The organism is bacterium (assembly GCA_037131655.1).
Classification (GTDB): Bacteria; Armatimonadota; Fimbriimonadia; order Fimbriimonadales; family JBAXQP01; genus JBAXQP01.
Genome location: JBAXQP010000150.1, coordinates 1 through 6,841 on the forward strand (window position 1 = coordinate 1; position 6,841 = coordinate 6,841).

The 6,841-nt window shown below is 48.9% G+C and carries 6 protein-coding genes and 1 tRNA gene; 1 reads left to right on the forward strand and 6 read right to left on the reverse strand.

Annotation, left to right across the window (positions count from 1 at the left end; genetic code table 11):
• Positions 1 to 250 precede the first annotated feature (250 nt).
• A complete protein-coding gene (locus WCO51_08025; protein ID MEI6513206.1) occupies positions 251 to 1,588 on the forward strand; it encodes a sulfatase in 1,338 nt (445 codons plus the stop codon).
• A 77-nt stretch (positions 1,589 to 1,665) separates the two neighbouring features.
• On the opposite strand, the gene WCO51_08030 is transcribed toward WCO51_08025, so the two are convergent.
• The 6 genes from WCO51_08030 to WCO51_08055 all read right to left on the reverse strand — a co-directional run.
• Positions 1,666 to 2,697, reverse strand: coding sequence for a uroporphyrinogen decarboxylase family protein (locus WCO51_08030; GenBank protein ID MEI6513207.1), 1,032 nt, complete (start codon positions 2,695 to 2,697; stop codon positions 1,666 to 1,668).
• 77 nt (positions 2,698 to 2,774) lie between these two features.
• Positions 2,775 to 3,239: a DUF6717 family protein gene (locus tag WCO51_08035; protein ID MEI6513208.1), complete on the reverse strand. Its 465-nt coding sequence runs from the start codon at positions 3,237 to 3,239 to the stop codon at positions 2,775 to 2,777.
• 50 nt (positions 3,240 to 3,289) lie between these two features.
• Entirely contained in the window at positions 3,290 to 5,308 is a 2,019-nt protein-coding gene (locus WCO51_08040) for a hypothetical protein (GenBank protein MEI6513209.1), read from the reverse strand.
• Positions 5,309 to 5,601: 293 nt separating this feature from the next.
• Positions 5,602 to 6,123: a ferritin gene (locus tag WCO51_08045; GenBank protein ID MEI6513210.1), complete on the reverse strand. Its 522-nt coding sequence runs from the start codon at positions 6,121 to 6,123 to the stop codon at positions 5,602 to 5,604.
• A gap of 65 nt (positions 6,124 to 6,188) precedes the next feature.
• A tRNA-Arg gene (locus tag WCO51_08050) sits at positions 6,189 to 6,261 on the reverse strand.
• 153 nt (positions 6,262 to 6,414) lie between these two features.
• On the reverse strand, positions 6,415 to 6,841 hold a 427-nt coding region (locus WCO51_08055; GenBank protein MEI6513211.1), incomplete at its 5' end, for a PEP-CTERM sorting domain-containing protein.

Genomic DNA, 6,841 nt, shown 5'->3' on the forward strand with positions numbered 1-6,841 from the left:
GGAATGATAGGCTTTACCACTCTCATATCCGATCACTTAGGACGACTGATTAGGGATTCCGATGCTTCGGTAGCAGAGCGAAGCGGCGCTGCCGGAGCTTTTCCGGAAGACCCTTCGACTGCGCTCAGGGTGACGTGAGTTTTGATTGTAGGGGCAGGGCAAGCCCTGCCCCTACATCCGAAAAGAAAGATTCAGGAGTTGGCGCTGCGAAGAACTCGATATTAAATCTGGCGAAGGATATAATAGAATTATGAACACAATTGTTATTTGCCTTGATACGCTTCGGAAGGATGCTTTGGGATGTTATGGGTCGGATTGGGTGATGTCGCCTTGTATTGACTATTATGCCAAGCGGGCGGTGCGATTTGATTCGGCTTATATCGGTTCATTTCCGACGCTGCCGATGCGTAACGATAGCTTCACGGGTGCGATTAATTGGCCCCATTATGGGTGGGAGAAGCCGAAAGCTGACCAGCCGAAGTTTTCGGAGATTTTGAAAGAGGCAGGTTACTTCACCGGACTAGTCGTTGATACAGAACATATGATTGGCGCCGGATTTCCCGACCACTTCAATGAGTGCCATTTCATCAAGAAAGATGTGGATGACGGCATTAAGCCGGAGGATATCGTGGTGCCCGTTCCGCGCGAGCATTATCGGTCGAACTCGTGGGGATTTCTTAGCGATCGCATGGCAACCTCGCATTATCGGCATGAGGAGGACTGGTTCGTCGCCCGAACCATGATGCGGGCATGTCAATGGCTCGAAGACAACTCCGCGCGTGACAAGTGGTTCTTGTGGGTGGATACGTTCGAAATCCATGAGGATTGGCGGGCGCCTCAGTACTATACCGACCTCTATGCCAAAAATTATACCGGCCCCGATTACACCTATCCGAGTTATGGTTACACCGACATCTATACCCCTGAAGCCCTTCAGCACATAAGAGATTGTTATGCCGCCGAAGTGACGCTCACTGACCGATGGGTCGGCCATTTGCTGAGGCAGATTGAGCTGATGGGTCTGTTTGAAAACACGTGCGTGATCCTTTTGTCCGACCATGGAATGTACATCGGTGAGCGCAATCGCTGCGGCAAGCACACACTCATCGATTCTGATCCGTGGCCAATGTACGAAGAAATCAGCGCTCTACCGCTCCTCATTTGGACCCCATCCGAAAATGCGCCCAAAATCAGCAACGCTCTTTGTCAGCCCGCAGACATCTTTCCGACGGTGCTCGATCTCGCCGGAGTATCTTCGCCTCCAACTGACGGCAAATCATGGAAGTCGGTGCTGAATGGCGAATCAGATACCTGCCATGAGACCATATATTCAACCCGGTTTCATGAGATTATTGAACCTACCGACAGGGAAAATTACCCACCAGTAACGATCGCCACACCAACCCATACGGCGATACTGTATACCGGTTCAAAAGAAGCAGAGCTTTATGACCGCAAAACGGACCCAAATCAGACCCGCAATATAGCTAAAGCTAACCCTGAAGTGATTAAAAAGCTCCAAGCCGAACTCATAGCCTTCTTAAATGCCCATAATGCCGGTGAAGATTACGCTCAAGCATATCTGTAAAAGTGGCGTTTAAATACATATTAGGCAGTCTGGCGGTTTTATCAGCCAGACTGCCTAACTGATTTATTCTTCGTAGACTACATGTTCGCCAGACAAACTTCTTCCAACACTTCGCAGGCCGCTTCGATGTTTTCTAATGGGTAGGCGGGTTGGACTTCGAACATGATCATGAAGCCGCCTTTGGGATCGTTTAGCATATTGACGGCGTGTTTGATGTAGGACTTGACCTCAGCGGGGGTGCCAAAGGGCATAATGACTTGTTGGTCGAGGTCGAGTTTAAAGCAGACTTTACCAATGTAAGTGTCGCGGATGCCTTCAAGCGTGTTGGCGCGGGATTGGGGGTCGTGGAGGGTCATGCCGCATTCGATAAGCTCATCAACTAGCGATAGCAGATTGCCGTCACAGGAATAATAAACGTGCGCTCCCCCTTGCCGACATGCTTGCCAGATGGTTTTGTACCAGGGTTTGACATACTTTCGAAATGCCGCTGGGCTGATCATCGGTCCACGCTGGGTTCCAATGTCACCATGGAAATTTATCACATCCACCCCAGCACCCGTGAACTTTTCTATCTTCTTCAGGTTATAGTTTTGAACCATCTGGATTAGCTCAGGCAATCGGGGTTCGTCGGTGGCAAAATCCATCATTAAATTCTCGAATCCACGGAGGGCATAGAGGAGGTCAAAAAGGGTTCCCCCATAACCCATGGTCAATTCCCCACGCGTTTTATTCTCAGCAACATTGCGCTTATGTTGTTCCCAATCTGTGCCGCTAATCGGATCCGGCGCTTGGTAATTATCAAATGCGCTCCAGTCGGCTAAGGGATGACCTACACACTGCCCAAGCAGACCGGTTTGTAGGTTATGCCAAACACACCCCCATTCATCGGTGTAGTATTCGCCTTCCGTATAGGCAGGTTCAAAATTGTTCCAGTTATAGCTGCCGCGTTCGTAGTTGCCGAATATCTTTGGGTGGCGAATGTAAAGGTCTTCCAAATCCTCCCGATACTTAGCCCAAGTCGCCCTCAAAGAATTAGCGCCCACCGGTATCCATTCCGGATACCGAAATTCAATCGCCCGCAGAAAATTTTCACGATCACTAATTGGCATGCTTGAACCTTACCGCAAACCTTCGAGCAGATTCAATATCGATGTGACTTTGAATGGGAAGAATGAAGTTAGGCAGGTTACTCCTTCTTCGCCTCGGCTTTTACATAGAGCTCTTTGGGGGCGGAGGTGTAGAATTTGAACATGGCGGGGCAGAGCCAGCCTTCGATAGGTGGATTGTCGAGGCGATAGTAGTTGCCGGTTTTATCGCCTCTCAGCCATGTCAGTTTGGCTTGATAGTTGGGAAAGGGTTGAGCGGAGAAAGTCAACCGGAAGCCCTTCTTGGCATCTGGGATGTCTTTGACCAACGCATTAATCATCTCAGGCACACCAGCGATAAACGGTTCTTTATTAAGCCCGGTATTGGGGTCATCGAAGACCCATGTAGCGCTATACCAATAGGGTGCGATGACAAATATCGAATTGCTGGAAGGCCCCGCTTGGTATTTCGGTTCATAAAGAACTCGCCATCCGATAGCAGCAGCCACTAAAATAAAAAATAAGCAAAGAAGAACCACCCAACGCACTTTTCCTGCATTTAACATAATCTAATCTCCTTGATGATTTTTTATCAATTCAAAAAGGCCGATTAATTCTATTTTAACTCTTCCAAGTATAGCTCGGCGGTTTCTACTATTTGTTCGAACCAACAACCTTTGGGACAGACCATGGGGAGCCACCAGGCGGTGGGGCGGTGGTCGGGGTGGGTTAGCCCTTCGCTTGAAAGGATGGCATTGCGCACCAGGTGGATGCGGGCAAGCTCTGCTTCACGGACGATATTTCGTCGTCTCTCACGCATCTTAATCGCTTCAGGATTACGCTCGCGCTCTTCTCTTTCCTGTCGAATTCGCATGATCTCATCGTGGGCTGCCGCTCTATCTTTAAGAATTGACTTTAACCGGTCATCGAATTTGATCTTTCGCATCGCTTCAATCGAGGCAATCTCCATCTCAATTGGGTTCAAATCGTTAAATTCAGTTAGCTTCAGTTGAAGCGGTTGGAGGATCGCTCGGAAATTATCGCCCTTTTCTTTCTCCAATTCGACATACTCTCGCTTGTATCGACGGATGCGATCGTAAAGTTCGTTGATATACTCTTGTCCCTGTTTCTGCTTGGAATGGCGCTGGCTTAGCTCTTGCTGAAGACGGCTATACTCATCCGCCAAAGTTTCCCAATGACCTCCAACTAGCTCCTGGAGAGTACTGATCAGGTCGCGAATTCGGTGGGTTTTTGAGATTCGAGCCAATACCTGCTTCTGAGTTTCAACGACTGCCTCCCAACGATGAGCAAAAGAACTTGAACTGATTTCTTTCTGCCCGAACGTCTCCGTCAGATGTTCAGGCAGTTGGAACCATGTGCTCGGAACGGTCAGTGAATCCCATGTGTGATATTTGACCCTTAAAATAGGATTACTATTCAAATTAATGCCATTTGCAGCTAGAATTTCATTCATCTTGCGTGTTCGCCAGACATAACCGGAACCCGTCTCGTTGAAGACAAAAATGAACTCATTGGCAAGCATGCTGATAAGGCTGACGGCTTTACCGACCACCGTCGCATGATCGCCAAAGTTTTCGACCAGCACCTCGGCCAGATCATGAACGCTTCGGATGGGGTGTTTGAGTGTAACAAATCGAGGTTCGGGGGTTAACGCCACTAATTGGTTATCAGTAATCCTGAGCGTGCCGCGGCCATCATTGGGAAGCACTAAATCGAAAGGAATCGCTCCTTCGCCGAAGCGATCGAGGGTATAAATCTCCGAGTCGGCAACCGCTTCGTTATAGGCCTTTTCGCATATCGCACGAGTTTCCGGTCTTAGGAACAGATCGACAAATTCGAACCTGGGAAGCTTTGCTGTTTCCTTGTTCAAAATCAGCATGTGCGCCGAGCATTCGACTTCGAAGTTCGTCGGTTTGTAACCCAACAGCATCTCGTAAAAATCGCTTATCAAGTGTTGATAGAGTTGTGAGAGGGTCCAGTCTGGGAATTGCTCGGCGTGATCAGTTACATTTTTTAATAACCCATCCCCAATCTCCTGTGCCTTTTCTCTGATCTCCTTACTTGTGATTGACTCATAGGTGCCGTTAAAAGCCCATTCAAGAAGTTCTCTGAGAGGTTCGGCCACTTCTCGAATAGGAAGATTGTGCGGAACCAGGGTCGAATCGCCGGTATAGACCAGTCCGCGCCAACCCCACGCCTCCGTGATTTGTTCGAGCAAGACTTCGCGTCCACCGGAGTAATACCGCGCGACCCGGTCAATGGGAACTCCCGCCTGTTGATAGCGTTCACGAGTGATAACCGTCTCACTGCCGAACAGCCTCGCAACTTCGCACGCCGCCGACCAGAGACCGCGTGTGGAAGCGTCGTTATGGGGGACAATTATAAACTTGTGCTCGTCGACATGAGCGGTTTTAAGCTTCGCAAAGTAATCGGTATCGTGGATGCCAGCGATCATGGTGGTCTGCATGCCCAATTGATCGAGCATGAGTCGAATACTGGCCTTCATCGGCTCATCCCAGAAGATAGTTTGACCCAAAGACAGCAACTTAACGCCCGGACAGCGCTCGTTAAGCTCTCCTAATATCTTTGGAACCGATGGGTCAAATTTCATCAACCAATTTCCTCCCAACCATCCGCGAATCGCGTAGGAATCATATTATGACCTAATATTTTAACTCAGCCGCTAATTTCCTTGCTATCACTAATATATTTACATAATAGCTAGCTTGTATATCCCGTTTTATCCCGCCTGAACTCAACAAACGCATCCTGATGAAAGGAAGAGAGGGGGAGGTAATCCGGTAAGCACGAGACACCCCTTGGAATCACACAGTTAACTATAACCTAAATAGTACAGGCAACCCATAGGGGTCGCCTGTAGGTTTATTATTTTCCAGCTAACCAATCCTAAGGCGCTGCTGTAGTATTGGCGGCGAGGGTTAGGACTCGTTTGGCAAGTTCTCGGTCTATGAAGAATAGAGCGCCTTTATCATCTCCGATTAACTTTAGATCCTGGATGATTGCGTCTGCAGAGGAAAGTTCTTCGACTTGTTCGGTCACGAACCACTCTAGAAAGATACTGGACGCGTGGTCCTTCTCTGCGATTGCCAGACTGCTGAGTTCGTTGATAGAAGCCGTTACCTTCTCCTCATGCGCAAAAGCATCTTCAAATGCCGCAAGAGGACTTTTCCAGGTTGATGGCGGAGCATCGATGGCAAAGAGCGTGACTTTGGCTCGTCGATCGAGGAGCTGATCAAAGAATTTCATCGAATGGATCATTTCTTCTTGCGCCTGAATTCGAAGCCAGTTGGCAAATCCTTTCAGGTTGATATCATTGAAGTGGGCAGACATTGCCATATACAGATAGTACGAATACAACTCCATATTGAGCTGCTTCTGTAGAGCTTCATGCATTTTTTTACCGATCACGGGAATCCTCCTTATATGCAAATGGTATTGATAGGAGGCGGTAGGAAAGTATCTTCCATAAAGAGTACGGACGAGTGGATTCGAACCACCGACTTCTTTCTCCGGAGGAAAGCGCTCTATCCACTGAGCTACGCCCGCCTGCACCGCCATTATAGCATACGCCAATAACCCCTATAAATGTTAGCCGGCTAAACGCTGAAAAATCATTACAGCTCTGAATTTGCATCAGCGCATAAAGAGAAGAAGCCCGCCGAAACATAAGTCTTGGCAGGCTTGATAACGGTAAAAGGGTTACGCCTTACGTCGTCTCAGCCCAATAAGTCCCGTCAAACCTCCCAGCAAGGCAATAATTGATGATGGCTCAGGAACAATTTGGACAACACGGAACCCGACGGAGTTGAACTCGTAAATAGGGCTGTAGTCGTAGCGGGACGTCGACTGCGCGCAGACGCCGGCGCCGAAGAGGTCGTAGGTGTACGACCCACCACGCAGGCCGCGCCAAGCGACATTCCCGCCGATATACGTATTAGCCTCGTTCCACTCCCAAACGTTGCCCATCATGTCTTTTGTGCCATTTTGCTCCAAAAAGCCATAGATAGTTCCATCCCAGGTACCTGTTCCGCCGCAATTAGAAGCTATGCCAGCAACCGGCGGAACGCTTGTGCCATTGGCATAGAGAGAATAAGTGCCGCCGCCCTTATAATAAGCAGCCTTATAC

Coding starts and splice junctions, on each gene's coding strand:
- WCO51_08025 (MEI6513206.1), top strand. CDS start 251: ATGAACACAATTGTTATTTGCCTTGATACGCTTCGGAAGGATGCTTTG.
- WCO51_08030 (MEI6513207.1), bottom strand. CDS start 2,697: ATGCCAATTAGTGATCGTGAAAATTTTCTGCGGGCGATTGAATTTCGG.
- WCO51_08035 (MEI6513208.1), bottom strand. CDS start 3,239: ATGTTAAATGCAGGAAAAGTGCGTTGGGTGGTTCTTCTTTGCTTATTT.